This is a genomic window from Pelobium manganitolerans (assembly GCF_003609575.1).
GTDB classification, from domain to species: domain Bacteria; phylum Bacteroidota; class Bacteroidia; order Sphingobacteriales; family Sphingobacteriaceae; genus Pseudopedobacter; species Pseudopedobacter manganitolerans.
The window spans coordinates 15,516-39,768 of record NZ_MBTA01000023.1; the positions used below are offsets into that span (position 1 = coordinate 15,516).

The 24,253-nt window shown below is 41.2% G+C and carries 20 protein-coding genes; 9 read left to right on the forward strand and 11 right to left on the reverse strand.

Features of this window, described 5'->3' with window-relative positions:
* Positions 1–91 precede the first annotated feature (91 nt).
* From BCY91_RS08640 to BCY91_RS08665, 6 genes are all read right to left on the reverse strand, one after another.
* The gene (locus BCY91_RS08640) at positions 92–2,257 is read right to left on the reverse strand and encodes a TonB-dependent receptor (RefSeq protein ID WP_120181564.1); all 2,166 of its coding nucleotides are present in this window, start codon (positions 2,255–2,257) and stop codon (positions 92–94) included.
* 183 nt (positions 2,258–2,440) lie between these two features.
* Positions 2,441–2,752, reverse strand: coding sequence for a hypothetical protein (locus tag BCY91_RS08645; RefSeq protein ID WP_120181565.1), 312 nt, complete (start codon positions 2,750–2,752; stop codon positions 2,441–2,443).
* Positions 2,753–2,872: 120 nt separating this feature from the next.
* The gene (rpsA, locus tag BCY91_RS08650) at positions 2,873–4,819 is read right to left on the reverse strand and encodes a 30S ribosomal protein S1 (RefSeq protein ID WP_120181566.1); all 1,947 of its coding nucleotides are present in this window, start codon (positions 4,817–4,819) and stop codon (positions 2,873–2,875) included.
* Positions 4,820–5,027: 208 nt separating this feature from the next.
* The gene (locus BCY91_RS08655; RefSeq protein ID WP_120181567.1) at positions 5,028–5,750 is read right to left on the reverse strand and encodes a ZIP family metal transporter; all 723 of its coding nucleotides are present in this window, start codon (positions 5,748–5,750) and stop codon (positions 5,028–5,030) included.
* Positions 5,747–6,313 carry a phosphatase PAP2 family protein gene (locus BCY91_RS08660; RefSeq protein WP_120181568.1) on the reverse strand — a complete coding sequence of 189 codons (567 nt, stop codon included), beginning with the start codon at positions 6,311–6,313 and terminating at the stop codon, positions 5,747–5,749. Before BCY91_RS08660 ends, BCY91_RS08655 begins: the two co-directional genes overlap by 4 nt.
* The gene (locus BCY91_RS08665; protein WP_120181569.1) at positions 6,306–7,043 is read right to left on the reverse strand and encodes an SAM-dependent methyltransferase; all 738 of its coding nucleotides are present in this window, start codon (positions 7,041–7,043) and stop codon (positions 6,306–6,308) included. Before BCY91_RS08665 ends, BCY91_RS08660 begins: the two co-directional genes overlap by 8 nt.
* Before the next feature lie 450 nt (positions 7,044–7,493).
* On the opposite strand from BCY91_RS08665, the gene glmM reads away from it, so the two are divergent.
* The 5 genes from glmM to BCY91_RS08690 all read left to right on the forward strand — a co-directional run bounded on the left by glmM (position 7,494) and on the right by BCY91_RS08690 (position 11,559).
* Positions 7,494–8,891, forward strand: coding sequence for a phosphoglucosamine mutase (gene glmM / locus BCY91_RS08670; protein WP_120181570.1), 1,398 nt, complete (start codon positions 7,494–7,496; stop codon positions 8,889–8,891).
* A gap of 159 nt (positions 8,892–9,050) precedes the next feature.
* On the forward strand, positions 9,051–10,181 hold the full coding sequence (locus BCY91_RS08675; protein WP_120181571.1) for a cysteine desulfurase family protein: 1,131 nt from the start codon (positions 9,051–9,053) through the stop codon (positions 10,179–10,181).
* 141 nt (positions 10,182–10,322) lie between these two features.
* Complete coding sequence (locus tag BCY91_RS08680; protein WP_120181572.1) at positions 10,323–10,526, forward strand: hypothetical protein; 204 nt, start codon at positions 10,323–10,325, stop codon at positions 10,524–10,526.
* A 60-nt stretch (positions 10,527–10,586) separates the two neighbouring features.
* Complete coding sequence (locus tag BCY91_RS08685) at positions 10,587–11,009, forward strand: GNAT family N-acetyltransferase (RefSeq protein WP_120181573.1); 423 nt, start codon at positions 10,587–10,589, stop codon at positions 11,007–11,009.
* Between the two features lie 181 nt (positions 11,010–11,190).
* Positions 11,191–11,559, forward strand: coding sequence for a hypothetical protein (locus tag BCY91_RS08690; protein WP_182995342.1), 369 nt, complete (start codon positions 11,191–11,193; stop codon positions 11,557–11,559).
* Here BCY91_RS08690 and BCY91_RS08695 read toward each other — a convergent pair.
* Positions 11,545–13,695: a rhamnogalacturonan lyase family protein gene (locus tag BCY91_RS08695; protein ID WP_182995343.1), complete on the reverse strand. Its 2,151-nt coding sequence runs from the start codon at positions 13,693–13,695 to the stop codon at positions 11,545–11,547. The two genes, BCY91_RS08690 and BCY91_RS08695, sit on opposite strands and share 15 nt — an antisense overlap.
* A gap of 163 nt (positions 13,696–13,858) precedes the next feature.
* Here BCY91_RS08695 and cmk point away from each other — a divergent pair, with 163 nt between their 5' ends.
* Positions 13,859–14,533 (forward strand): (d)CMP kinase, encoded by a 675-nt coding sequence (gene cmk / locus BCY91_RS08700; RefSeq protein WP_120181575.1) that lies wholly within the window; start codon positions 13,859–13,861, stop codon positions 14,531–14,533.
* A 2-nt stretch (positions 14,534–14,535) separates the two neighbouring features.
* On the opposite strand, the gene porQ is transcribed toward cmk, so the two are convergent.
* Positions 14,536–15,585 (reverse strand): type IX secretion system protein PorQ, encoded by a 1,050-nt coding sequence (porQ, locus tag BCY91_RS08705; RefSeq protein ID WP_120181576.1) that lies wholly within the window; start codon positions 15,583–15,585, stop codon positions 14,536–14,538.
* A 3-nt stretch (positions 15,586–15,588) separates the two neighbouring features.
* Between porQ and arfB the strand changes: the two genes are divergently transcribed.
* Complete coding sequence (arfB, locus tag BCY91_RS08710) at positions 15,589–16,020, forward strand: alternative ribosome rescue aminoacyl-tRNA hydrolase ArfB (protein ID WP_220699462.1); 432 nt, start codon at positions 15,589–15,591, stop codon at positions 16,018–16,020.
* Here the strand turns inward: arfB and BCY91_RS08715 are convergent.
* Both BCY91_RS08715 and lon read right to left on the reverse strand, forming a co-directional pair.
* Positions 16,017–16,952, reverse strand: coding sequence for a lipid A deacylase LpxR family protein (locus BCY91_RS08715; protein WP_120181577.1), 936 nt, complete (start codon positions 16,950–16,952; stop codon positions 16,017–16,019). The two genes, arfB and BCY91_RS08715, sit on opposite strands and share 4 nt — an antisense overlap.
* 61 nt (positions 16,953–17,013) lie before the next feature.
* On the reverse strand, positions 17,014–19,494 hold the full coding sequence (gene lon / locus BCY91_RS08720; RefSeq protein ID WP_120181578.1) for an endopeptidase La: 2,481 nt from the start codon (positions 19,492–19,494) through the stop codon (positions 17,014–17,016).
* 249 nt (positions 19,495–19,743) lie between these two features.
* On the opposite strand from lon, the gene BCY91_RS08725 reads away from it, so the two are divergent.
* Positions 19,744–20,364: a tetratricopeptide repeat protein gene (locus BCY91_RS08725; RefSeq protein ID WP_120181579.1), complete on the forward strand. Its 621-nt coding sequence runs from the start codon at positions 19,744–19,746 to the stop codon at positions 20,362–20,364.
* Position 20,365: 1 nt separating this feature from the next.
* Here the strand turns inward: BCY91_RS08725 and BCY91_RS08730 are convergent, their stop codons facing one another.
* Positions 20,366–21,733 (reverse strand): NAD-dependent succinate-semialdehyde dehydrogenase, encoded by a 1,368-nt coding sequence (locus BCY91_RS08730; protein ID WP_120181580.1) that lies wholly within the window; start codon positions 21,731–21,733, stop codon positions 20,366–20,368.
* A 191-nt stretch (positions 21,734–21,924) separates the two neighbouring features.
* Between BCY91_RS08730 and BCY91_RS08735 the strand changes: the two genes are divergently transcribed.
* The gene (locus BCY91_RS08735; RefSeq protein ID WP_120181581.1) at positions 21,925–24,216 is read left to right on the forward strand and encodes a cation:proton antiporter domain-containing protein; all 2,292 of its coding nucleotides are present in this window, start codon (positions 21,925–21,927) and stop codon (positions 24,214–24,216) included.
* Positions 24,217–24,253: the final 37 nt, after the last annotated feature.

The window sequence follows — 24,253 nt, forward strand, 5'->3', positions numbered from 1 at the left end:
GTTTTTGGCTAAAGCCAATTATAAATTGTCGTGTAAAGCGAGCTGAAGCTCGTTCCTAGTCATAATTTTGAAATTATTAATCGAACTTAGGTTATAGCGTGATTTTAATGCCACCGTTAAACACAAAACCGTCTAAAGGGGCATAAATATCCCGAAAAACAGGGTTAGCTACACTTCCGGTATAAATGCTGTCAAAGCGGGTTTGGCGGGTGTCCAGATAATTTTCAAAATTGGCGTACAGCGAAAATTTGGCCCACATTTTTTCAATTAAAAAGCCGGTTAACCAATAGGATTTTCCAATAGCTCCATCGCTCAGTTTCTGTTCCGAATAGTAGTAAGCTTCTAAACCGACTTTCCATTGGCTTTCAACCTCGTAAACCAAAACAGAATTAATGCGGTGTTTTGGCGTTAGTCTAAACCACGTTAAGGTGTTGTTTTCATGCTCTTTAGTATCTGTAAAGGTGTAACCTAAAAACAGCGCAAAGTCTTTATAAGAAAATTTTGCATTTGTTTCTATGCCTTTAGTGTCTATGTGGCCGTTTGCGTTTGTAAAACTGTAGTTATTGTTATTCAGCTTTAGTTGCAGTGGCTTGTTTAGGTACGTGTAAAAGAACAATTGGTTTAAAGACAGTCCAACTTGATCAGTAAATAGGGTAGTGCGGTAGTTAAAATCTATATTACCCCCAACAGATTTTTCAAGTTTAGTTTGGGTTGTGTTGATGGGCAGCACTTTCTCGAAATGCAACTGTTCTGCTTCGTCTGTAAATATATTTGGTGTTTGGTACCCGAAACCGCCGCCAATCCGCGAGCTAAACTTTGAGCTCAATTTAAATAAAGCGGACACTCTCGGTAATAACACCAAACCGTAGTGATTTACATAGTCGCCCCGTAGCCCAGTTTCAATCGCTGTTTTTTCGCTAAGCTGATAGGTGTTTTGCGCAAACAGGCCAAAAATTTCTTGATCATAGTCTCGCGGGATAACGTTGGTCACCTCTTTTTCTCGGAAGCTGTCGCTCCAGAAATTAGCACCAAAAATCCACTCGCTTTTATCTTTTGTATAATCTAAAGTAAACTCGCTAAAACTGGAAAATTGCTCTCCATAAAATGAGGAGCTCGGTACAGAAAGATCGCGGTTAAAATAATTCAAACTGTTTTTAAAACTCAGGTTGGTTTGTGGGTTTAGCTGATGATCAAATGCGAGTTGGGAAGAAAGCCTTTTGCTCAAGTTTTTCTCAAAAAAAGGATGTGCCGGATCGTTTTCACCTCGAATGTAGTGCATATCGCCGCCTATTCTGCGTTCGTAACCGCTGTTTAAGCCGAAGCTTAAGGCGCTTTTATCACTGATATCAATAAAAAGTTTTGGATTAAAAGTGAAACGCTGTACTTCCGGAATCGCAGAAAAACCTACATCCGAGGGGTCATAGGCTTTACTGCGGCTATGCGCGGCAAATACCGTTATTCCCGCTTTGCCATATTTTTCGGCATAAAAGCTATTTAAATCTAATCCGCCGGCACTGGTGCCGTTAATTTGAAAGCTTAGCTCCCGTTTGTCACTAGGAGTTTTAGAAATAAGATTAACCAAACCCGCAATTGCGCCACCGCCATAAAGTGTGGAAGCACTGCCTTTGATGATTTCTACCTGTTTCAAATCGAGAGGTGGCGTTTGCAGTAGGCTTAAACCTCCCGAGAAACCCGCATATAAAGGAAAGCCGTCTTTTAAAATTTGCGTGTAGCGCCCGTCTAAACCCTGTATCCGGATACTCGCATTGCCGCTTGTTGCAGATGTTTGTTGCGTGGTGATACCCGTAGTCTCGTTCAGCACCATACGGATATCGCCGGGTTTCATTACAGATTTTTCTCCAAGTTCTTCTGCAGTTAACACCTCCATGCGGGTGGGCACGTCGGTGATACTTCCCCTGGCGCGGGTAGATGAAACAATTATCTCATCCAATTCATCGTCATCTGCCGCTAAAGCTACATTTAAAGTGTCTTGTTGTAACGGAAAGCTTAGATTAAGCGTTTTGGGTTTAAACCCTATAAAGCTAAATGTTGCCGCATGTGTGCCATTGGGTATGTCGCCTATATAAATTAAGCCATCTGTATTTGCACTTGCGCCTATTTTTAGCTCTTTAAAAGCTACAGTAGCACCGGCTAAACTTTCGCCTGTTGTTGATTTTACGATTGCTATAAATTTGTTTTGTGCTAATGCCGGTGCTATAAAGAAAATGCACAGCAAAAGCCCCCATATTTTATTCATTTTATTTTTTGCTTAGATGTAAGATGGGCAGTTGAAATCCTTAGTTCACAACTTTATAGCGGTGAACTGATGACCACGCATCGGCGAAAGCCAACGCCCGTTGCAAATAGTTTAAACGCGCTTAAACATATCGGGAAGGTTACCCTCATCCGATTTTTAAACAATTAATCTTATAAAAACGAGTTAGCTAATTTTTGGCGGTTGCCAGATAGATTGTTGAAATTCTGAAACGGAATTACAGTGATATTCGCCACAGCGTTTCTCTAGCGGTTTTACCGGATGGTTTAACGTAAAATTTTGTTTGGTAAATACAAAGCCTGCGCAAGCGTTGCAAGCAAAAAAAGGCGAGCAACAATTGGTGGTTTGTTCTTTAGAGTGGTGTTTAATATTGTCGCAGTCGTTTTTTGCATTGCATGGCATGGCGCTCAACAACAGCACATAAACAGAAAATATTACCGTCAGGTATTTCACGCGTGCAAAATAGGCATTATGCATTTAAGCGCGAAAATTTCTTGAATAAAGCGCTGAATTTAAAACAGGCGAATGGTAGTATAAAGCAAAAAAAAAGAGCAGATTAAAAAACCTGCTCTTTAAGTATTAAAAAAGTGTGGATGCTTATTTAGCTTCTTCTTTTTTCTTAGCTGCTTTTTTAGCGTCGCCTTCTAACTTGTCTTTCAACTGAGAAAGTACGTCTAAATCACCAAGAGTAGATTTTTCTACAGAATCTTTCACTTTTTTCACTGATGCACTTGCAGCACTAGCTTCTTTTTTCTTGCTAGCTCTTTCTTCTGCAATTTCCTCAGCTTTTGCTTCTTCCCAAATACGGGCGTGTGAAACAACGATACGTTTTGAATCTTTGTTAAACTCGATGATTTTGAAATCAGCAGTTTCGTCGGCTTTTAATACCGAACCGTCCTGTTTAGCCAAGTGTTTGGTTGGTACAAAACCTTCAACTCCGTAAGGTAAAGCAACTAAAGCACCTTTGTCTGTTACTTTAGTAACCGTTCCTTCGTGGATAGAATCCAAAGTGAAGATGGTTTCAAAAGTATCCCAAGGGTTTTCTTCAAGTTGTTTGTGCCCTAAGCTTAATTTGCGGTTGTCTGCATCAAGCTCTAAAACTACCACGTCTAGCTCTTCACCAACTTTAGTGAATTCATTAGGGTGGTTGATTTTTTTAGACCAAGAAAGGTCAGAAATGTGGATTAAGCCATCAATACCTTCTTCAATTTCTACAAACACACCAAAGTTGGTCATGTTTTTAACAACAGCTTTGTGCTTGCTTCCGATAGGGTATTTCTCTGCCGCATTTTCCCAAGGATCTGGAGTTAATTGTTTAATGCCTAAAGACATTTTACGCTCTTCTCTGTCTAAAGTTAACACAACTGCCTCAACCTCGTCGCCGGTTTTCATAAACTCTTGTGGGTTACGCAAGTTTTGAGACCAAGACATTTCTGAAACGTGGATTAAACCTTCAACGCCAGGGATAATTTCCAAGAATGCACCGTAATCTGCAACGGTAACAATTTTACCTTTCACTTTAGAACCGATAGCTAAATCAGCATCTAAAGACTCCCAAGGGTGGGCAGAAAGTTGTTTTAAACCTAAAGCGATACGTTTTTTCTCGTCATCAAAGTCAAGAACTACTACGTTTACTTTTTCATCTAAAGACAATACCTCTCTCGGGTGTTCAATACGTCCCCAAGAAATATCGGTAATGTGTAATAAACCGTCAACGCCGCCTAAATCGATGAACACCCCAAAATCAGTGATGTTTTTAACGGTACCTTCTAATACTTGGCCTTTTTCAAGTTTAGAAACAATCTCTACTTTTTGTGATTCAAGATCGTCCTCAATCAATACTTTATGAGATACTACAACGTTTTTGAACTCATGGTTGATTTTTACCACTTTGAATTCCATCGTTTTACCTACGTAAACATCGTAATCTCTAATAGGTTTGATGTCGATTTGAGATCCAGGAAGGAAAGCCTCAACACCAATAATATCTACAATTAAACCACCTTTAGTTCTGCTCTTAACAAAACCGTTAATTACGGTATCGTTTTCTAAAGCTTCGTTAATCATCTCCCAAGAACGTTGGGTTTTTGCTCTTTTACGAGATAATACCAACTGTCCGTTTTCGTCTTCTCTTTGCTCAACGAAAACATCAACAGTGTCGCCTTTTTTAAGGTCTGGCATGTCGCGGAATTCGTTTAAAGGCACAAGACCGTCAGATTTGAAACCGATGTTTAAAACAACGTCTTTGTTGTTGATGGTAACTACCGTACCAGAAACAATTTCGCCTTTGCTTACAGAATTGAATGTACCAGAGTACATTTCTTCCATTTTTTCGCGATCGGCTTTGCTGTAATTGCCGAACAATTTGTCGTCTGCATCCCAATCAAAATCCTCTGGGTCAGCTACTTTCGACTTTGACTTAATGTCGTCGATAGATATTGAATCAGCTTCTGACTCAAATACCTCTTTTACCTTTTTTTCAGTGTCTTGAAGTTCTGCTTCTTTCGCTTTTAACTCCTTCTCTGCTACTTGTTTTTTTGCCATTAATTAATTGATCTCCTTTTTTCCCCGTTTGGGGATGGCAAAGGTATGAATATATATTTTGAATAAAAAAGATTTTTTATGTGATAATAATTGGTTGTGAGGGGATTAGTGGAGAGTATTGAGTATTGAGTATTGAGTTCAAGTATCAAGTATCTAGATATAGAATGCTTTAGGTGTTGATAGGCTCAAATGCACGGCGTACGCCCTCTTAATGCCCTGCTTCCAGAAAAAACCCGGCCAAAGCCAAACTTACGCCTATTAATACAGCGATGGTTTTTTTAACGGAAAATTTATGGTCAACGCTAGATTCGAATAAGATAGTGGTTGAAATATGCAAAAAGATGCCGATAACAATACCCATAATATAAGGATAATAGCTTCCTAAGCTTTGAATGTTGCCACTGCTGAGTAAAAAGCTGAAAATATAGCCCAAAGGAGACATGGAGGCAAAAACAAAAAGCAAAGCAATAACAGTGTTTTTGCGTACATGATTTGCCAATAAAACACTGCCTAAGGCAAAAGCCGCCGGAATGTGGTGGATAGCAATACCGTACACCAACTGGTGGTTGTGTTTAGCGGTTAAAGGCATCCCCTCTAAAAAAGCATGTAAGCAAAGGCTAAGCATTATGCCCCACGGAAAGCTGGTTTGGTGGTTGTGTACATGGATGTGCCCGTGCTCTATCCCTTGAGAAAACTGCTCCAGTAAAATCTGTAAAATAAATCCGCCCAATATAAAAAGGCCTATTAAATGGCTTTTATCTGCGGTATAAACATCGGGCAATAAATGCAAAACGGTGATGCCAAAAAGGTATGCCCCGCTAAAAGACAGAATAAGTTTCAGTTTAGTATTGCTGTCTTTTTTTACGATAAAAATTGCCAAGCCACCCAATAAAGCGCAAAGTCCTAATAAAATGATGATAAAATAACTCATGCTTTAAACGAGGTTGATTTAACAAAAAGTTTAGCCATCAAAAATCCTATTAAACTGCCAAATATCGCTCCGGCGGTAACATCTAAAGGAAAGTGTACGCCTACATAAACCTGCGAAAAGCAAATAAGCGCCGCCCAAAACAAGGCTATTGCGGTGAAATATTTAAACCTGCGGTGGAACAACATGCTCAAAAACACAGCTATCGAAAAATGATCTGACGCATGGGTAGAAGGGAAGCTTTTTCCAGAACCGCAAGGAACCCTGGAAACTACCTTTTCTTTAAAACCGACCTCATTGCAGGGGCGGTCTCTTTTATAAAAAGGTTTAATAATGCTGGCGCTCCCATAATCTGCAATACCAACTGTTATGGCCAAAAACAACACCAAATAAATTCCTTTGCTTTTATAAGTTTTTATGGCAAAAAAGATGATGCCGATGTAAAGCGGAATCCAAGTGTATTTATTGCGCATAATAGGCAAAAGCCAATCGAAAACAACATTACTAAGTCCGCTGTTAACGGCTTGAAACCATTGATGGTCCCAGTTGCTAAGTGTTTCAAGCATCTTTTTTAGTGCAAATAAATATTAAACGATCAGACTGGTTAAGATCAAACGGGTTTAGCTGATAATCGCCAAAGGTGTTCTTTATCTGCAAGCCAGCAGCCTCAAATAATCGTTCAAAATCTGCCTGCTTATAATCTTTAACCTCCTCTTTAAAAGCATAATCTTTGTTGCGATGCTCAAAACAAATGCTTTTTACAATTTTCCCGTTGCTTACCTGCCTGCTGATGTTAAACTGTATATCGTCAACTTCTTTCACCTCACGGGATACCAAATGGTTGATAATGCGCTGGCTGTTCATGTAATCCAAAACCAACAAGCCGTCTTTCTTTAAAGCTTTTTTAAATGATTTTAATGCTTTAATATGATCCTTATCGGTTTCAAAATATCCGAAACTGGTAAACATATTAAAGGCATAATCAAAGTAATTGATATAGAAAGGCTGGCGCATATCGTGCACAAAAAAATGCAAGTTTTTATTTTCAAACTGTTGCGCAAATTTAATGCTGCTGTAAGAAAGATCGATTCCTGCAACCTCAAAGCCTTTTTTGTTAAGATAAATGGCGTGCCTGCCCCGCCCGCAAGCAATATCTAACATCCGCGCATCCTGCTTCGGCTTTAAAAAACTACAAAGGTTATCAATAAAAAGTTCGGCTTCCTCGTCATCACGTTTTTTATACAGGATATGATAATAAGGAGAGTTAAACCAGTTTTGGAACCATTTTTTGGGCATGTGATATTCAATTATGAATGTGCAAATATATAAATAAGCCGTTAAGGGCTGTTTAATTATTACAATGTTGAGTTCAGGAACTAACAAATCAAACTAACAAATGATAAAAAATATGCAGTGGTCAAACTTTCCACGTACCTTCTCCGATACTTCTTCGGAAAAAAGGCAATTTTTGGATAGTTACACCGAATGAGAGGCGAGGGAATAGCGAATGATAATAGGAGATTTAACCCTATAAGGTCCCTATAGAGACGCTATATGCTCCCTATAAGCTCGGTTTTGAATCGTATATTTTGAATGAATGGTATTGGACGGAAATGTTAAGGGAAAGATATTAAAAATTACTGATAGTGTAACGCGAAAAGCAGTTTAATAGTAGGCCACGGGCAAAAATGCCGGAATAAAGCCATAATATTATAATTTTGCAGCTCAACAAAAAATCGAATCAACGTGACTTTAATAAAATCTATCTCCGGCATACGCGGAACTATAGGCGGTAAGGCCGGCGACGCGCTTACCCCAACTGATATTGTAAAATTTAGCACCGCTTTTGGACTTTGGGTAAAGGCGCAAACCGGGAACGCTAAAATTGTTGTGGGCCGTGATGCCCGTATTTCTGGCGAAATGGTGCGCAACTTAGTAGTGGGTACCTTGCAGGGTATTGGTATTGACGTGGTTGATGTAGGTTTATCTACCACGCCAACGGTAGAAATTGCAGTGCCTTTAGAGCAAGCGGGCGGCGGTATTATTATTACAGCCAGCCACAACCCAAAACAGTGGAACGCGCTAAAATTGCTAAACAACAAAGGTGAATTTATTAATGATGAGGAAGGCAAAAAGGTGCTGGAAATGGCTGAAGACGCAGAAACTGAGTTTGCGCAGGTGGATGATTTGGGCAAGGTTCGCCAAGACGATAGCTATCTGCAAAAACACATCGACCAAATTTTAGCTTTGCCTTTGGTGGATGTGGAGGCTATCAAAAAAGCAGATTTTAAGGTGGCTATTGATTGTGTAAACTCCTCGGGCGGAATTTTTGTGCCGGCTTTGCTGAAAGCTTTGGGCGTACAAACGGTGCATCAGCTTTATTGTGAGCCCGACGGGCATTTTCCGCACAACCCCGAACCTTTGCCAGAGAATTTAGTGGATTTACGCAAATTGGTGACAGATAAAAAGGCAGATTTAGGTATTGCGGTTGACCCGGATGTTGACCGTTTATGCTTTGTTTGTGAAGACGGCAACGCATTTGGCGAAGAATATACTCTGGTGGCTGTTGCCGATTATATTTTGAAAAATCAAATGGGAAATACGGTATCTAACCTGTCGTCTACACGGGCTTTGCGCGATGTCACGGAGAGTGCCGGAGGCGAATATCATGCATCTGCAGTAGGAGAGGTGAATGTAGTGACCTTGATGAAAGAGAAAAATGCAGTAATTGGCGGAGAAGGCAACGGCGGGGTAATTTATCCTGAACTACACTACGGCAGAGATGCATTAGTGGGGATTGCGTTGTTTTTAACCCACTTAGCTAAATTTGGTGGGCCAATTTCTGCCTTACGTGCAAGTTATCCGTCGTACTTTATCTCCAAAAACAAAATTACCTTAACGCCAGAAATGGACATCGACAAGCTTTTGTTGCAAGTTGAAGAAAAATACAAATCACAGCCTTACAGTACCATAGACGGATTAAAAATCGAATTCGGTAAACAGTGGGTGCACCTGCGCCGGTCAAACACCGAGCCGATTATCCGGATTTACTCCGAATCTGCCACAGAAGCGGATGCAGAAAAATTAGCGAAAGAAGTGATGGAGGAAATACGTAAATTATTGAATGATAGAAGGAGTGAATGATAGAATACCTTTTTGGTGGCTGAATTTTGAATGATAGAATGAGTAATTGATAGAATGATTGGATAAGCAATATTAGAAATCATTCAAAAATCACGCATTAAATAACAGGTTCGCAAAGCATTCAATCCTTCACTCATTCAAAAATCACTCATTAAAAAGATGAAAATTTATCTCGATAACGCCGCTACAACGCCACTTGCGCCAGAAGTGAAACAAGCGATGCTTGAGGTGATGGAAAACGAATACGGCAATCCGTCCTCCATCCACGCTTACGGCAGGCAGGCACGTACTTTGGTAGAAAAAGCGCGTAAAACGGTGGCTTCGCTATTGAACACTGCACCGGCAAATATTTTTTTTACTTCTGGCGGTACCGAAGCAGATAATATGGCAATACGTTGTGCTGTAGAGGCTTATCAGCTAACACATGCCATTACCTCAAAAACCGAACACCATGCGGTTTTGCACACTTTAGAAATGTTGGAGCAAAAAGGTGTTTTGCGTTTAAGTTATGTGGATTTGGATGAAAAAGGAAACATCAGTTTTGAGCATTTGGAACAGCTGTTGGCCAATAACCCGCGTAGTTTAGTTTCTCTGATGCAGGCCAATAACGAAATTGCCACGCTTACAGATATAGAACGTGTGGGCGAGTTGTGCGAAAAATACGATGCCATTTACCACTCGGACACGGTGCAAACTATGGGACATTACCGCCATGACTTAAGCACGCTAAAAGCGCATTTTGTGGTATGTTCGGCACATAAACTACACGGGCCAAAAGGTGTGGGTTTCATTTACGTAAATCCATCGGTTAAAATAAAACCGCTTTTGTACGGTGGTGCCCAAGAGCGTAACATGCGTGGCGGAACAGAGAATATTTATGGTATTGCAGGCTTGGCAAAAGCTTTAGAATTGGCTTACGCTGATTTGGAAAAACAGGCCGCTTACATCCAGGACTTGAAAAGTTATGCCATGGAACGGCTTAAATTGGCAGTTCCTGAAATTAATTTTAATGGCGAAACAGACGCAGATAAAAGCTTGTACACGGTTTTAAACGTACGTTTCCCAAAGATGGAAATGGGCGATATGTTGCTGTTTAAGTTGGACATAGCGGGAATCTCGGCTTCTGGCGGCAGTGCCTGTTCGTCGGGCTCTAACATTGGCTCGCATGTGCTAACAGCCATCGGCGGCAATCCCGATCATCCTTCTGTCCGTTTTTCCTTTTCCAAATACAACACCAAAGAAGAAATTGATTATGTGGTGCAAAAAGTAAAGGAGGTTTTTATGGAGTAAGGAGTAAAGAGGAAGGAATAAGGAATAAGGAATAAGGATTCATTCATAAGGCCTTCACTCCTCCAATCATCGGAAAGCCTTGGCAACATATTTGTTTTTATCAGCATAAATCTATTTAAAAACATTTAAAGAGGAGCTGTTATGGCAAAGAGTCCGATAGAAAAACAAAACGAGCTAAAGGAAGAATTAGAAGAAAACGTACCGGTAAAGAAAACCGATTTTGGTGCCGAATCCGGAGTGGAGGGAATACCTGAAAAAAAAGGTTCTTATTCTGAGACCTTGGCGGAAAAATCGCGCACCAACAGAGGTCCAATTGGAATTGATAGAGACCCTGGAGACGTTTAAATTCTGTAAAAATTTTCAAGCGAACCATAAAGGTTCGCTTTTTTTATTTTATTTCGGGTAATGCAAATTGATATCATTGTAAGCAGAGTAAACTCTGCCGCTGATTTAGAGCGGGTTTTTGCTATCCGTAAAACAGTTTTTGTGGAAGAGCAAAACTGTCCGCCCCAGCTGGAGTGGGAAAACGAAGAGGTCTCTGTCCATTTTTTAGCTACGGTAAATGGTGAAGATGCAGGTGCTTGCCGGTGGCGCAAAACAGAAGCCGGTTATAAGCTGGAGCGTTTTGCCGTGCTTAAACCCTTCCGGAGAAAAGGCGTGGCGGGGAAAATGATAGATGCCATTTTAAACGATTTGCCACCAAGTACGCCGCACATTTATTTACATGCGCAAGTTGCTGCTATGCCCCTTTACCTAAAAAAAGGTTTCGTCTCGGTAGGCGACGAGTTTGAGGAGGCCGGCATCGGGCATTTTAAAATGGTTTACTAATCGAGATTAAGCTTGCTGGTAAAAACTATCGGCGTTGTGATTAATTAAATTGTTACATTCGGGCAAATGCTTCAACATGCGTCTTGTTGTCCTCGGTTGCACTTTTTTTATTGTTTGTGGTAGCACTTTCCTGATTACCGGTAGGCTAGCGGTTGATTTAGCAGGACAAGCCGCTACAGTAATGTTGTTCCTAATTTCTGGCGTGCTGCATATCCGCTACCGCGAAGGCTACTACCTATCATACCCAAATTTGCTGCCCCAAAGATTTCGGATTTCTTTAGCTTATGCCGTTAGCGATATCCAATTTGCGCTGGCTTTAGCTTTTTTATTGGACGATTTTGCTAAGGCGGCAGCGGTTTTGGCAATTGTTTATTTGCTTTTAGAAACACTAACTATCATTTACGCTTCGGTTAAACGCATTAGTATAAAAAGGGGCAACTACAGCGGTGCAGGCCCCCTTTATTTAGTTTTTAAACTTCCCGAGCAGTTTTTTTTGATGTGGTGGGTTTATTTTTTTACTTACCAAAGCCCGCATTTATTGTTTAAGTAATTTGCTGCTGTATAATGTAGTGCCGTCTTTTACAGTTAAAACATATACTCCGGTTTTGTAGAGCCCAATTTTGTTGTTAATAAAGCTGTTTAGATAATGGATGTCGCCTTCTGTTTTTATTAAAAGCTTACCTTCCATATCTACCAAATTAAGTTCTAAAGCTTTGCTTTTGCTGTTAATATTAATATCTAATTTGTCTGTAACCGGATTTGGACAAATGTTTAGGTCTTTTACTTTAAGTTTTTCGGGTATAACAGCTGTACTTAAGGGTTTAGCATATTTTATGTTTGGTACAGGAGGCGTTTTCATCCCGGTGCCCAAGAAAAAACTTGGGTTAGGAGGTTGGTTATATGCCGAGTTTTGCCAAGCTATTGCAGTCCTGTATTGGGTGTCGTGCATTAGCGTATATATTTTGTTACTGGTAAGCGCTGTAGTGGTGAATATATATAAGCTTTTATTGTCATCACCACGCAAGATCACTTCTTCTCGCCAGTCGCCCAAAATATCGGCCATTAAACCGGGGTTAGATTTGGTAGTGTTGTTGCTGTTAACCGCAGCTAAATCTGTAAACGTGAGTAAACGTTCCGATTTTTTAGAGCTTGGGTTCCATTTATCTAACTTCACACCGTCCAATAATTCTCGGCTCAAATCGCCATCCCACCAAATGCCAAAATTATAAGAAGGCCTGCTTGTAGCAATGATATTGCCTTTTATGCTATACAGATTACTATTCGCCGAACCCCAAACTTCATAACCTGGGTAATTAGGGTCGATATCGGCGGCCATACAACGTCCAATGTCACCGGTTGCCTGCACGCCCCATAACAACTGACCGGTTTTGGCGTCACGCAAAGTTTCACCGGTACCGCCGTATTTTGCAGGTTCTTCGTGGCACATCCAAAGCTCTTGACCTTCCCTGTCAGGATCCATATCGCTCAAATGCATTGCATCACCGTGGCCTTTGCCATCAGTCCAAAATTTTGCGCCATTATCGTTGATAGCGCTAGAGCCGTTAAATATTTCATCTTTGCCGTCGCCATCTACGTCACCGGTTGCCATTTGGTGGTTTCCTTGCCCAGCATACGCGCTGTTTCCGGCGGTATTGCTGTCAAAAGTCCAACGGTGGGTCAGTTTACCGTCCCGCCAGTCCCACGCAACTCGTACCAACCGGGTATAGTAGCCACGCCCGAAAACTAAACTGGGTTTTTCGCCATCTAAATACGCAACCGCCGCAATAAACCGGTCTATACGGTTGCCGTAATTATCTCCCCACGAGCTTACAGTACCGCGTGCCGGCAGGTAATCTGTAGTGGCCATGGCTTTGCCCGTTTCACCATTAAAAACGGTTAAAAATTCAGGACCGCTCAATACATATCCCGATGAATTCCTATAATCTGCTGTTGGGTCTCCAATAACAGTTCCCGTACCGTCTATCGTGCCGTCGGCGGTTTTGCAAGCCACCTCGGCCTTACCATCACCATCTAAATCATACACCATAAATTGCGTATAATGGGCACCTGCCCTAATATTTCGGCCTAAATCAATTCGCCACAGCCGGGTTCCATCCAGTTTGTAAGCATCAATAAAGACATTACCGGTATAACCGGATTGCGAATTGTCTTTAGAATTTGAGGGATCCCACTTTAAGATAATTTCATATTCGCCGTCGCCATCTAAATCTCCAACACTGCAATCGTTAGGGCTATAACTGTATGTTTCACCGCTTTTAGTTACACTATCTGCCGGCAGGCTTAATGGTATTTTTAAATATTTAGCCGACCAAACACTAACTGCTTTAGACTCTTCTTGTTCTTGCCCGTTAACTACCGGTCTAATGGTATAAGTGCTATTGGTATTAGCGTAATCCTCAAAATTTGACGAGTTGCTGATAGGAGTGGTGGTTAGTTTCACACCACCTTTGTAAACATTGAAAGCGATATCTGCAGGGTCGGTACCAAATATCCGCCAGCTTAAAAACACTTTAGCAGCGTTGGTGCGCACGGCAACTAGGCCGCGGTCCAGGCGTTCAACTTGTTTAGGCGTGCTAACAACAGGGTCTTGCGCAAATAATGGGCTAGCTACAAAACTAAAGAGCATAAATGCAACAGCGTGCTTCAAACGTAAAATTTTCTTCATATTAAAAGATTTATGGGCTACGTAATTGGTATGCGATATTAATTATTAAACAAGAACTTGGCAACCTGTACTGTCTTGCTCGTGTTAGGGCTAATTAGCGAGATGGTGGCTGAGAACTTAGGCAATTTTGCAATTGGCCTCGCGATAAACTAAATTTGTTGCGATGGTAAACAATATCGTGGTGGCAATAGACGGCTATTCGTCTTGCGGAAAAAGCACCCTAGCCAAAGCGCTCGCTAAAAAACTGCACTTTATTTATGTGGATAGTGGCGCAATGTACCGCGCGGTTACTTTATATTTCTTGAGGAACCAAACGGATTTAAGCAATCACGATTTAATTATCGATGCTTTAGAGCATATCGACCTCAATTTCCACTCGCGCGATTATCAATCTCATATTTTACTAAATGGGGAGGAGGTTTCGGATGAAATTAGGCAGATGCCGGTTTCGGAAAGCGTGAGTTTGATTGCATCTATCAAAGAGGTGCGCAAAGCGATGGTGCGTAAGCAACAGAAGATGGGCAAATCCAAAAACATTGTGATGGATGGCCGAGACATTGGCACCACCGTTTTCCCTCATGCGCAAGTGAAATTTTTTATGACAGCCGACCCTAAAATACGGGCCGAGCGGCGTTATCAAGAGCTTTTAGCCAAAGGGGAGCGAATATCTTTAGAGGAGATTTTTGACAATTTGGCGCATCGTGATTTTTTGGACACCACCCGTGAAGAAAGTCCGCTTACCCGCGCAGCAGATGCTATAATTTTAGACAACACCAACCTAACCGAACAAGAACAGCTGGATTTTGCGATCGAAAAAATAAGGCCTTTTATGGTGTAGGGCTAACGTTTACCGAAAAAATCGGGTTTAAGATTTAAAGAAAAGTAGTTGTTTCCGCCTGCTGAACCTAATTGGCTGTGTGCATAACTCAAGCTTAGTTTTTTTAGGTTTACAGAAAACCCAAACGATAAACCCGCCGTGCCGCCCAAACCTTCTACGCTCAGCTCTTTATGTTGCTGCAGGTTGTAAGCACCTTGTATCTGAAATGTAGCGGAAAAAAGAAGCTCGGCACCAAAAACGAAGTGCTGGCTCAGCTTACTGCCAAAACTGGCTCTGCTTTTTTTTTGTTCCCCGCTAATCAAATCGATATCCGAACTTTCCCCGGTATTTCGGTAGCTTAAATCAAACTTTTGCAAATGCTTATAGCTAATGTGGTACCGGATAGGCGCAAACTGTAATTTCTTGCTCATCCCTAAAGCAATTTCAAAAGGTAATCGTTCTTTTTGGTTTTCAAAGGCATCTAATTGATAACCGATGTTTTTTAGCACCAAGCCGGTTGCAAGCGTGTTGCTGCTGTCTTTATAAGTAAAAGCCAAATCCGTTGCCAAAGCAAAAGAGCGGTAAATGTCATAACTCCCGTAAATAGCTTTTACATTAATTCCGTAGCTGATATTTTTATACAGAACATCTCCATAGCCGATGTTGAGCAGGTAATCTGCTGCACTAAAGTTGGCACCGGTTGCGGTAGCTGTTTCGTCATATTCTTCAAAATCGCCATAGTTAATCATCATTAAAGCTGTGGAAACCGTTTTTTTAGCGCCTACTTTAAACGCATACTGGACATTCCCGAAATTAATATCGGCGATATAATTGCTGTAATTGAGCGATAGCGTATTTTGATGTGTTGCCGAAAGCAAAGAGGGGTTAGCAAAGACATCGTCAAGCTCGGCGGTGTTTTGCATGGGTAAAACGTTGCCCATAGCCGCAACACGTGCTGAATTGGGTAAATTTAAAAAACGAAAAACGCCATTGCCGCCAAGTTGTGCATCTGCATTAAGCGAAAAAAAGCCCAAAAGCATGAAAAAAAATAGAGATGCGTGTTTTTTAACCATCAGATGGCTAATTTAGTTTTAATTATGAATTTTGATGAAGCGCAATTGCAAAAGGAATTTTCGTTTAGAACGGCACGCAGCGGAGGCAAGGGCGGCCAAAATGTGAACAAGGTAGAAACTAAGGTGGAACTGCTTTGGTATTTGGCAGGCACTGCTGTTTTTACAGAAGTACAGATGAAGCAGTTGCAATCTAGATTGAAGCACCGCATTAACAGCGAAGGCGTTTTTTCTGTAACGGCAAGCGAGGCCCGCTCGCAACTTCAGAATAAAGAGATTGCTGTTTCTAAAGCCCTAGCTTTAATTAAACAAGCTTTGCTGAAGCAGAAAGTGCGTAAAGCCACCAAACCCAATAAATTGGCAGTGCAAAATCGCTTAGAAAGCAAAAGAAAACAGGCGCTGAAGAAAATATCTCGCAATAAAAATTTCGATATCTAAAAGCGGTAATACAAACTGATAGAGCCATACTGCTCTGAACGTTTGGCACTTTCCAACTCTTTGCTTTTGAAAATAATCGAAAAATCGACAGTCCACTTTTCACTGGCGAATGCTGCGCCAATTTGTTGCGAAAAAACAAAGGGTTTTGGGTTATAGGTTACCGGACCTTTATCGGTGCGGAACATGCCGCCCTGTATGGTAGCGTTATAAGCGACATACTTTAAATTAGGTTGCAAGTAAAAATACAGTTCTTTGTTTTTCTCTTTTTCTGATGTGGAGGAAACCGTGCTTTGCGTGGCTACCGAATGGTTTAGGGGGTTGATATTGCCAGTTCTAAATAAAAGTCCGGCAGACAAACCGCTGTATGTATTTCCCAACTCTGCCAGTAATGGTAGCGAAAAATCAAAAGTTCTTTGCCGGTTTTTGAGCAACAAATAATGCAAGCCTAATTTTGCATTAATCCCGAGTTCATTATTTACTTGGTACTGCCAACCCGAGACTTCGTAAAATCCTACCACTTGGTGCAACAGCTTTTGTGCTTCTTCGCCCATTGCGGCGGGGCCGATAGTGCCTATTTGTAGTTCTGTCTTAACGCTATTCTGGTTACTTTTAAGCCACTGCATACTTGCACCGGCATATAAATAAGACGCGAAAGGCCGGTCCACGTTAACTATGTTTTTGATATTACCGGATCGGGCGTTGTACATTTCTTGCCCGGCGCTTATTCCCCAAATTTTTTTTACTGCACTGTCTTTAGCTTTGGCAGCTTGCCTATAATGTATAAACAAGCCGTTAGTATAATATCTATCTTGTTTTGATGCTAAATAAACGTCATTGTCGGACCGGAAACCCAGTTCATGACGGTAAGGTTTGTTTTGGGCAAACATAGTTATATGGCAAACGCAGATAAGAGATAGCAGGAAAAAACGCATAAAAAAAGGCCGAAAAAAATTCGGCCTTAAAATACGATATTATTTTTTTAGGCTTCCGCTCTTAATCTTGTTTTTGCTTATTGCCTTCTTCGCGATAGCTGATGTCTAAAGCGTTTTTGACTTTTACCGGTAAAAGCGCCAGTTTAACAACATCCATCATGTTGCTAACGTAATGGAAAGTCATGTCTTTGATGTAATCGGCTTTTATTTCCAAAATATCTTTCTGGTTTGATTTACATAGAATAACTTCCTTAATGTTTGCACGTTTTGCAGCTAAGATTTTTTCTTTTATACCGCCAACAGGCAATACCTTGCCGCGCAGGGTGATTTCGCCGGTCATGGCTAAATGTTGTTTCACTTGACGTTGCGTAAACGCAGATGTTAAGGCGGTGAGCATGGTTATGCCAGCGGATGGACCGTCTTTTGGTGTAGCACCAGCTGGCACGTGGATATGTAAATCCCATTGGTCAAAAACACGGTGGTCTATCTCCAATTCTTGCGCATGTGCTCTAATATAAGCCATCGCAATAACGGCAGATTCTTTCATCACATCGCCCAAATTACCGGTTAAGGTCATTTTTCCTTTTCCCGGACTTAAACTTGCCTCAATAAATAAAATATCGCCACCAACAGAAGTCCAAGCCAAACCGGTTACAACGCCAGCTACTTCGTTACCTTCGTAAGCATCCTTGTCATAATAGGGTGCGCCTAAAGCTTGGCTCACATCCTCATAAGTATAATTCGGATTGTAAGCTTCTTCCATCGCAATTTTTGTGGCTGCGCTGCGCACTACAGAGCCTAAAGTTTTTTCCAGGCTGCGTACGCCAGATTCGCGCGTGTAATCCTCAATAATTTTTTCGATAAGTGCACTTTTTAGATTTACGTCTTTAGCTTTTAAGCCATGCACTTCTTTTTGTTTTGGGATAAGGTGTTTTTTAGCTATCTCTATCTTTTCTTCAATGGTGTAGCCGTTCACCTCAATAATCTCCATCCTATCTAACAATGCAGGCTGGATGTTGCTGAGCGAGTTGGCCGTGGCAATAAACATCACGTTGGATAAATCGTAATCCAGCTCTACAAAATTATCTACAAATGCGTTGTTTTGTTCAGGGTCTAAAACTTCCAGCAAAGCCGATGAGGGGTCGCCACGGAAATCGTTACCTACTTTATCAATCTCATCCAGTACAAAAACCGGATTTGATGAGGCAGCCTTTTTTAGAGACTGAATTACGCGGCCCGGCATTGCGCCAATGTAGGTTTTGCGGTGGCCACGGATTTCGGCTTCATCCCTGATGCCTCCCAGCGCCATCCTCACGTATTTACGGCCCAAAGCTTTAGCGATAGATTTACCCAAAGAGGTTTTTCCTACACCTGGAGGGCCTACCAAACACAAGATTGGCGCTTTCATGTTGTGCTTTAATTTTAGCACGGCCAAATATTCTATGATACGCTTTTTAACCTTCTCTAATCCGTAATGGTCTTTATCCAGGATTTTTTGTGCGCGTTTTAAATCAAAATTATCTTTGGTGAACTCGCCCCAGGGCAAATCCAGCAAAACCTCTAAATAGTTGATCTGTACCGAATAATCTGCCGCAACAGGGTTCATACGGGCCAACTTATCAACTTCTTTGTTGAAATGTTCACCGGTTTCTTTGCTCCAGTGTTTCTTTTTTGCTCTAGCCCTCAGCTCCTCAATTTCCATGTCGGGCGAGTTGCCGCCCAGCTCTTCTTGTATGGTTTTAAGTTGCTGGTTTAAAAAATAATCGCGTTGCTGCTTATCTAAATCAACTTTTACCTTGCTTTGGATCTGGTTCTTCAATTCTAACATCTGCAGTTCAGAAGTTAAATGCCCTAAAACTAGGTGTGCGCGTTCGCGAAGGTTGGCCACTTCTAACATGGCTTGCTTATCTGCCACGCTAGCGTTCATGTTTGAAGATATAAAGTTGATCAAAAACGGCACGCTGTCAATGTTTTTGATGGCAATAGCCGCTTCAGAAGGAATGTTAGGCGAAAACTGGATAATCTGCATCGCAATTTCTTTCACAGAAGCAATTGCGGCTTTAAATTCCCTATCAACTTTTGGCCGTATTTCTTCAAACTTCTCAACAGTAGCTTTAAAATAGGGCTCCTCTTGCACCAATTCGCCCAGCTTAAAACGGTTTTTGCCTTGTATGATAACTGTGGTATTCCCGTCGGGCATTTGTAGCATTTTAACGATGATTGCCACCGTACCTATGGCGTTTAGCTCGGTAAAAGACGGGTCTTCTGCATTGCCGTCTTTTTGCGCAACCACGCCAATGGTTTTATCGCCTTTGTAGGCGTCTTTTATCAACTTTATAGACTTATCGCGGCCCACCGTAATTGGGATAACAACCCCCGGGAAAAGCACCGTATTGCGCAAAGGCAGTATAGAAAGCACCTCGGGAGTTTGTTCGTTGTTCATTTCCTCCTCGTCTTCTGGAGACATCAGCGGAAAAAACTCGGTATCTTCATTAATTAGGGGTAACGCTTGGTTAAAATCGAACTGGTCAAATTTGCTCATGAATAATATATAAACAGCGCCATTTTGACAGCAAAAACTGGAAATAGCGCTTTTAAGATGTATAAAGGTATATTTTACAAGCACTATGCCAAGCAATTTATTTGTGGTGGCATCAATTTTTTTTAAAGAATAACTTGTTTTATAGCAGAAATAACTGAAATTACGTCAGTTTTAGGTTCACGAAATAATAACGCTCTCCAAACGTTATTAAAGCTGTACCAACAATTTTTGTTGATTTTTTTATTTTTAATGAGAGCACCGGCTTTATTACTCGTAGTAGGATTTATTTTTATCAATGGCATTGCGCAAGCACAAACTCCTTATGAACGCTTGGGACAAAAAGCAATGACAGGCGGACAGTTTAGCACCGCTGCAGATTATTTTGAGAAAGCTTATGCCAGCGACCGTACCAATATGAACGTGCTTTGGCTCATGGGCTATTCTAGCTATCATGCGGCAGATTATAAAAAATCTATCGAAGCTTTTGATAAGCTGATAGCCATGAAACCTGCCGAAACCGCGGCTTATTACTATCGCGGTAAGGCCAAAATGTTGGCTGCATCAGCAGTGAAAGAAGCTAAATCTCCCGAGCGCGAGCGCTTGCTTTTAGGTGCGATAAAAGATTTTTCTTCTGCGCTTGATTTAACGCCTACTGATTATAAGCTTTACCAAAACAGAGGTTTAGCTTATCAGGAATATGCCATTTATAAGAGCCAAAAAATTGCTGATGTTTACAATAAGACTGTTGCAATTAATGCCTGCAATGCTTCTATCAATGATTTTGAAAAGGTTTTAGAAGAATCTGGCTTTCGCCGGGATATCGCATCGCAGATAGAAAAATCAAAACAGCTTTTGACTAACATCAGATAAATTAACCCACGCACACGGTTTTGATGTTCATAAACTCCAATAAACCGTTTTTGCCCAGCTCGCGCCCATAACCCGATTGTTTGATGCCTCCAAACGGCAGGCGCGGGTCCGATTTTACATTGGCATTCACAAAAACGCTTCCCGCTTCTATTTGGTTGCGGGCAACATCGTTGCCTTTCTCAGTATCGCTGGTGAAAACAGCACCGCCTAACCCAAAATCAGTGTCGTTTGCTAAATCCATGGCGTGATTTAAGTCATCTGCCACAATAATTGATGCCACCGGTCCAAACATTTCATCGTCAAATGCAGGCATTCCTTTTTTTACGTTTATCAATACAGTTGGTGGGTAAAATGCGCCTTCGCCTTCGGGTATTCTTCCGCCTAAAATACATTTAGCGCCTGCTTTTACAGAATCTTCAACTTGTTGATGCAACTGATTGCGTAAGGTTTTGTTGGCCATAGTGCCCAGCTCAAACTCTTCATTACTCGGGTCGCCAAATGTTTTGGCTCTCATTTTTTCGGTAAATAATTGAGTAAATTTTTCAGCGATGGGTTTTAATACAATAAATCTTTTTGCGGCAATGCAACTTTGGCCATTATTGATTAAACGGGCATTTACACAAAGTTCTGCGGATTGTTCTAAATCGGCATCTTCTAAAATTACATAAGCGTCGCTTCCGCCAAGTTCCAAAACACATTTCTTTAAAACGCTCCCGGCTTTCTCGGCAACTTTTTTTCCGGCTTCTGTACTTCCTGTCAGCGTTACTGCTTTTACATGCTTATGCTCAATCACTTGTGCAACGTTTTTGCCAGATACCAGCAATACGCTAAATACATTATCCGGAAAACCTGCTTTTGAAACCAATTTTTCAATAGCTAAAGCACATCCGCTAACGTTCGAGGCGTGTTTTAACAATCCGCAGTTACCGCCCATTAAATTTGGTGCTAAAAATCTAAATACCTGCCAAAATGGGAAATTCCACGGCATTACCGCTAAAATAACACCCAGGGGCTGGTAGCTGATATAGCTTTTTTGGGCGTCGGTTTCCACCAGCTCATCTTTCAAAAATTCTTGCGTGTTTTTTGCATAGTAGGTACAAACAGAGGCACACTTCTCAATCTCTGCTCTGCTTTCTTTTATTGCTTTGCCCATCTCTGCGGTTATCGTTTTAGCTAAATCTTCTTTTTCGGCTAAAAGCAATTCGCCTAAACGTATCATCATTTTAGATTTTTGTTCAAAAGAAATCTTTTTCCATTGTAGCCACGCGTGTTGCGCGGCCTCAATTTTTTGCTCAATTTCTTGCTTGTTTAATTCAGTATAGGTGCCTACTACTTGATTATTGTAAGGGTTTGTGCTTTTAATGCTCATGGTATAAAGGTGTTTTTAACCGTTTATCCGTATCAATTTTAGTACCGCTAATAAATTGTTACTTAAATTTATCAGTTAATATATTGGCTTTTTAAACGCATTAAAGCAGTTTTTTGTAAATTGGCGTGACTGTTTATTATTAAAGAAATTTTTTACCACAATACCTTAATTTTTTAACATTTACCGTACATATGGGGCATTTACCTAAACTTATTGAAGATTTAGCCTTAATTTTGATTGCAGGCGCGGCAACAACGCTACTCTTTCGCAAAATAAAACAGCCTTTAGTGTTGGGTTATATTATTGCGGGTTTGCTGGTAGGGCCGCACATTTCCATTACGCCGTCTGTGGTGGATAGCGCAAATATTAAAACCTTTGCCGAGATAGGCGTTATTTTTCTTCTATTTAGTTTGGGTCTCGAGTTTAGTTTTAAAAAGTTGGTGCGGGTTGGCGGCGCAGCATCCATAACCGCTTTTGTCGAGATTATTGTAATTACCATTTTAGGCTATTTTGTGGGTAAATGGATGGGTTGGTCAACCATGGACAGTTTGTTTTTAGGCGGAATGTTGGCTAGCTCATCTACAACAATCATTATCCGTGCTTTTGACGAACTGGGCATAAAAACCAAACGTTACGCCCGCATTGTTTTTGGCGTGCTGGTAGTTGAAGATATTGTGGTAATCTTGCTGATGGTATTGCTTTCTACAGTGGCCATTACCAAGCAGTTTGAAGGCTCGGAGATGATGTTTACCGTGGTCAAGCTTCTATTTTTTCTGGTGCTTTGGTTTATTACCGGCATTTTTTTACTGCCCACGTTTTTGCGCAAGGTAAAACCACTTTTAGATGAAGAGACTTTACTGATACTTTCCATTGGTTTGTGCTTAAGTATGGTAGTTATTGCCACCCAAGTAGGCTTTTCGGCCGAGCTGGGCGCTTTTATTATGGGTTCTATCTTAGCAGAAACAACATCTGCCGAAAAGGTAGAGCACCTTTTTAAACCTGTTAAGGATTTGTTTGGGGCGGTGTTTTTTGTTTCCGTAGGGATGATGATTGAGCCGGCAACCATTGTTGAGTATCGCTGGCCGGTGCTATGGGTTACGGTTTTAGCGCTCTTCGGAAAACTAATTAGTACCACGTTAGGCGCTTTGCTATCAGGGCAACCGCTAAAACAGTCTGTACAGGTGGGGATGAGCATGGCGCAGATTGGCGAGTTTGCTTTCATTATTGCAACTTTAGGTTTAACATTAGGCGTTACCTCCGATTTCCTGTTCCCGGTTGCGGTAGGGGCTTCGGCCATTACCACTTTTACCACGCCGTATATGATTAAGTATTCCGAAGCTTTACACAACGGAATTGTGAAAGTGATGCCAGACAGGTGGGTGCGGGGTTTAAACAACTATGCTTCTAGTACGCAAAATATCCGGGCAGAAAGCAATTGGAAACTACTTCTAAAATCGTACGGTAGCATAGCCGTAACAAACGGAATCGTGATTTTGGCCTTGATGCTGGTTTCTATCAATTTTTTGATGCCGTTTTTAAATGAAGCCATTGAGAACACCGTTTTAAGAGCCTTATTAGTTCTGGTGCTTTCTTTAGGCTTGGCTACGCCGTTTTTATGGGCTTTAATGGCGAAAAGGCCAAATACTTTAGCTTACAAAGAACTTTGGTTGGATAAAAAATACAACCGTGGTCCGCTTTTAATTCTCGAGATAGCCAGAAACTTGCTCGGCATTTTAATTATCAGCGTGTGGGTTGATCGTTTATTTTCAACCGATGTTGCCATTTTGGTAGCTGTGCCGATTATTATTGTGGTGTTGGTGGTGTTCTCTAAACGTATCCAAGGCTTTTATCAGCGTATTGAGGGGCGCTTTATCACTAACTTAAACGCCCGAGATATAGCCTTGGAAGCTAGTGAAGATAAATTAGTACGCGATTTAAAAAGTAAGTTTAAGCCAGAAGAGGATATTTCGCCTTGGATAGCCCACATTGTAGATATGGAAGTAAGTCAGCACGCAGCTTATGTTGGAAAAACTTTGGCACAATTGGGTTGGCGCGAGACTTACGGAATAAACGTAGCTTATATCAAACGCGGTGACAAAGTGATTTACGCTCCGGGCAGAGACCAAATTATTTTACCTTTTGACAGGTTGGGGGTGATAGCTAGCGACGAGCAAATGCAACAATTTAAACCCGTGTTTGATTCTTTACAAGAGGTGGCAAATGGTACGCACAGCATTGAAGATATTGTGTTGCTTACCATTGTTGTAGATGAGTTTAACCGTTTAAAAGATTTGAGCATCCGCAACTCTGGCATTCGCGAGCAAACCAACGGATTGGTGGTAGGTATAGAACGCGACGGAAAAAGAATTTTGAACCCGGAGCCAGATACTGTTTTTCATTGGGGCGATGTGGTTTGGATTGTTGGCGAGCGGAAAAAAATTCAGCAGTTAAACGCGATCAAGCAAACGCATAACTTGGCCTAGCTGTTTTTTCTTTGGTTGCATTTTTGATTGGTTTAGC

Coding starts and splice junctions, on each gene's coding strand:
- BCY91_RS08640 (WP_120181564.1), bottom strand. CDS start 2,257: ATGAATAAAATATGGGGGCTTTTGCTGTGCATTTTCTTTATAGCACCG.
- BCY91_RS08645 (WP_120181565.1), bottom strand. CDS start 2,752: ATGCATAATGCCTATTTTGCACGCGTGAAATACCTGACGGTAATATTT.
- rpsA (WP_120181566.1), bottom strand. CDS start 4,819: ATGGCAAAAAAACAAGTAGCAGAGAAGGAGTTAAAAGCGAAAGAAGCA.
- BCY91_RS08655 (WP_120181567.1), bottom strand. CDS start 5,750: ATGAGTTATTTTATCATCATTTTATTAGGACTTTGCGCTTTATTGGGT.
- BCY91_RS08660 (WP_120181568.1), bottom strand. CDS start 6,313: ATGCTTGAAACACTTAGCAACTGGGACCATCAATGGTTTCAAGCCGTT.
- BCY91_RS08665 (WP_120181569.1), bottom strand. CDS start 7,043: ATGCCCAAAAAATGGTTCCAAAACTGGTTTAACTCTCCTTATTATCAT.
- BCY91_RS08675 (WP_120181571.1), top strand. CDS start 9,051: ATGAAAATTTATCTCGATAACGCCGCTACAACGCCACTTGCGCCAGAA.
- BCY91_RS08680 (WP_120181572.1), top strand. CDS start 10,323: ATGGCAAAGAGTCCGATAGAAAAACAAAACGAGCTAAAGGAAGAATTA.
- BCY91_RS08685 (WP_120181573.1), top strand. CDS start 10,587: ATGCAAATTGATATCATTGTAAGCAGAGTAAACTCTGCCGCTGATTTA.
- BCY91_RS08690 (WP_182995342.1), top strand. CDS start 11,191: ATGTTGTTCCTAATTTCTGGCGTGCTGCATATCCGCTACCGCGAAGGC.
- BCY91_RS08695 (WP_182995343.1), bottom strand. CDS start 13,695: ATGAAGAAAATTTTACGTTTGAAGCACGCTGTTGCATTTATGCTCTTT.
- cmk (WP_120181575.1), top strand. CDS start 13,859: ATGGTAAACAATATCGTGGTGGCAATAGACGGCTATTCGTCTTGCGGA.
- porQ (WP_120181576.1), bottom strand. CDS start 15,585: ATGGTTAAAAAACACGCATCTCTATTTTTTTTCATGCTTTTGGGCTTT.
- arfB (WP_220699462.1), top strand. CDS start 15,589: ATGGCTAATTTAGTTTTAATTATGAATTTTGATGAAGCGCAATTGCAA.
- BCY91_RS08715 (WP_120181577.1), bottom strand. CDS start 16,952: ATGCGTTTTTTCCTGCTATCTCTTATCTGCGTTTGCCATATAACTATG.
- lon (WP_120181578.1), bottom strand. CDS start 19,494: ATGAGCAAATTTGACCAGTTCGATTTTAACCAAGCGTTACCCCTAATT.
- BCY91_RS08725 (WP_120181579.1), top strand. CDS start 19,744: ATGAGAGCACCGGCTTTATTACTCGTAGTAGGATTTATTTTTATCAAT.
- BCY91_RS08730 (WP_120181580.1), bottom strand. CDS start 21,733: ATGAGCATTAAAAGCACAAACCCTTACAATAATCAAGTAGTAGGCACC.
- BCY91_RS08735 (WP_120181581.1), top strand. CDS start 21,925: ATGGGGCATTTACCTAAACTTATTGAAGATTTAGCCTTAATTTTGATT.